The sequence below is a fragment of the Lacticaseibacillus boliensis genome (assembly GCF_054784775.1).
Window position 1 is genome coordinate 1 of record NZ_BAAIHN010000070.1, and the last position, 3,261, is coordinate 3,261.

A 3,261-nucleotide genomic window follows, 5' to 3' on the forward strand; every position below is an offset into this window, starting at 1 on the left:
TTTCGCAATCAAACCAATTTCTTCAATCGCATCTACCAATTAACTGCCTAAAATAACAAAAAGCCTCCTATCATGGAGACTTTCCTAAAAGATAAATTTATTCTTCAACACCAGTTGACGCAGAGCCCTTTTTTTTGATGCTTAGTTGTCGTGCTTACGCTTACCAGACAGTCCCAGCAAGCTCATCAGCATCACGGCGATGGCTCCCAAGCCGCTTAAGTTGCGAGCATCTTGGTCGCCTGTTACTGGTAACTGCGATGCTTTGGTTGCATTGCCAAGTTGGCCTTGGCTTGTCGTACCTGCTTGAGTGGCAGTCTGGGCCAGGTTACTAGAGGTCGTCTCAGTACCAGATCCCGACACATTGTTAGACGTCGTGGTTGATGCACCATTACCAGACGTGGACGGGTTGCCAAAGGTCGAGGTGCCATTCCCATCAGTCTGCGGTAATGCAGGTTGTTGAGGCGTTGTCGTCGTGTTGCCACCTGGCGTTGTTGGTTGGCCAGGCTGACTGCCATCAGTCGGCGTCGACGGTTGACCTGGTTGATTACCGTCTGGCGTTGTCGGCTGACCGCCGTTATCCGGCGTGGTTGGCTGACCGCCATTGTCTGGTGTTGTCGGTTGGCCGCCGTCATCCGGCGTGGTTGGCTGACCGCCATTGTCTGGAGCGGTTTCGGCGTCGTAAGTGAACGTCAAGCTCATCGAATTGCCAGTGTAGATACCGGTGACCGTCTTGTCGCCTCGAAGCTGATAACCTGCGATTGCCGGCGCAACTTCTGTGAAGGCAGTTCCCCGCTCGCCAGTCTTAGTCGCTACCGGTTGCAAATCCTTGCCAGTGGCACCGTCAACGTAGTGAACCGTCAAGTTGGTGTTGCTGGTTTCGTCAGCTACCTTGCCATCTGGCAGATAGCTGAAGGTCAGATCCATCGTATTACCTTGGTACGTGCCGATTTCCGTGGCGTTACCTTGGATCCGGTAACCTGCGACTACAGGTGCCGTTTCAGTAAAGGCCGTACCTTGAGTGCCGGTCGCTACCTTGTCTGCTTGAATCGATTCGCCGGTCAAAACGTTGACATAGTGTACCGTCAGCGTTGTTGGTGTCGCGGTTTCATCAACCGTCTTACCATCTGGCAGATAGCTGAAGGTCAAGTCCATCGCGTTACCTTGGTACGTGCCGCTCTGAGTGGCATCTCCTTGCACCCGATAACCTTTGATTACCGGTGCTGCTTCGGTAAACGCAGTCCCTTGTGTGCCGGATGTGACCTTATCCGTCTGGATCGTCTCGCCTGTCAGTGCGTTGACATAGTGCACCGTCAACGTTGCCGGCGTCGTCGTTTCATCAACCACTGTGGTGCCGTCTGGCAAGTAGCTGAATGTCAGATCCATGGCGTTGCCTCGGTACGTGCCCCTGGCAGAATTGCCACCTTGGATACGGTATCCCGCAATCGCTGGCGCCGTTTCAGTAAAGGCCATACCTTGTGTGCCCGTCGCTACCTTGTCTGCTTGAATCGATTCGCCGGTCAAAACGTTGACATAGTGTACCGTCAGCGTTGCTGGTGTCGCGGTTTCATCAACCACCGTGCCATCTGGCAGGTAGCTGAAGGTCAGGTTCATCGCGTTGCCTTGGTACGTGCCGCTCTGGGTGGCATCACCTTGGACCCGATAACCTTTGATTACCGGTGCTGCTTCGGTAAACGCAGTCCCTTGTGTGCCAGACGTTACCTTATCCGTCTGGATCGTTTTGCCAGTCAGTGAGTTGACGTAGTGCACTGTCAACGTTGACGGTGTCGCAGTTTCATCAACCTTCTTACCATCTGGTAGATAACTGAATGTCAGATCCATGGCGTTGCCTTGGTATGTGCCCTTGGCAGAGTCGTCGCCTTGGATCCGGTAGCCAGCGATTGCCGGTGCGGCTTCAGTAAACGCCGTACCTTGTGCGCCGGTTACAACTTTATCTGCTTGAATGGTCTCACCGGTCAGCACGTTGATATAGTGCACTGTCAACGTTGCCGGCGTCGTCGTTTCATCAACCACTGTACCATCTGGCAAGTAACTGAAGGTTAGGTTTACAGCATTACCTTGATACGTCCCCGTAGCAGAGGCATCACCTTGAATTCGGTAACCTTTGATGACTGGCGCAGTTTCGGTAAAGGCAGTGCCTTGCGCACTGGTTGTCGTCTTATCATCTTGGATAGCTTTGCCTGTCAGAACATTGATATAGTGCACTGTCAACGTTGCTGGCGTCGTCGTTTCATCAACCACTGTGCCGTCTGGCAAGTAGCTGAACGTCAAGTCCATGACGTTACCTTGATACATACCCTTGACAGAAGCGTCACCTTGGATCCGGTATCCCGCAATTATTGGCGCCGTTTCAGTAAAGGCAGTACCTTGCGAACCAGTTATTGTTTTATCGTCCTGAATAGCTTTACCTGTCAAAACATTGACATAGTGCACCGTCAACATAGTTGCCGAATTCTCATCAAGCGGCTGATAGTTAAACGTCAGATCCATCGCGCTGCCTGCGTACTTGCCATCGACAGTTGCGGGACCAACGACCGTATAGCCATCAAGTGCTGGTGCCGTTTCCGTGAAGTCGGCTCCCGCGATACCACTCGTTACTTTATCAGGCTGGAGCGTTGCTCCCGTCTCTGCATTGACATAGTGCACCGTCAACGTAGTTGCTGAATTCTCATCAAGTGGCTGATAGTTAAATGTCAGATCCATTGCGCTGCCTGCGTACTTACCGTCGACAGTTGCGGAACCGACAACCGTGTAGCCATCAAGTGCCGGTGCCGTTTCTGTGAACTCGGCTCCTTGGCTACCACTCGTTACTTTATCCGGCTGAAGTGTTGCCCCAGTTTCTGCATTGACATAGTGCACCGTCAACGTAGTTGCCGAATTCTCATCAAGTGGCTGATAGTTAAATGTCAGATCCATCGCGCTACCTGCGTACTTGCCATCGGCAGTTGCGGAACCGACGACCGTATAGCCATCAAGTGCTGGTGCCGTTTCTGTGAAGCCAACTCCTTGGCTACCACTCGTTACTTTATCAGGCTGAAGCGTTGCCCCCGTCTCTGCGTTGACATAGTGCACCGTCAACGTAGTTGCCGAATTCTCATCAAGTGGCTGATAGTTAAACCTGGATTATTCACCTCGGTATTTGGGACATGAAATCGCATCTGGCCGGTCTGAAAGCAACGTTTGGAGCGTTGCGAATACTGACTGAGCGGAGAAGTTGGTGATCGATGCACCACGAACAGACCG

The 3,261-nt window shown here is 52.4% G+C and carries 1 protein-coding gene; it reads right to left on the reverse strand.

Features of this window, described 5'->3' with window-relative positions; translation table 11 throughout:
• Nucleotides 1-141: 141 nt before the first annotated feature.
• Complete coding sequence (locus tag ACYVRB_RS14105; protein WP_461216051.1) at nt 142-3,090, reverse strand: MucBP domain-containing protein; 2,949 nt, start codon at nt 3,088-3,090, stop codon at nt 142-144.
• Nucleotides 3,091-3,261: the final 171 nt, after the last annotated feature.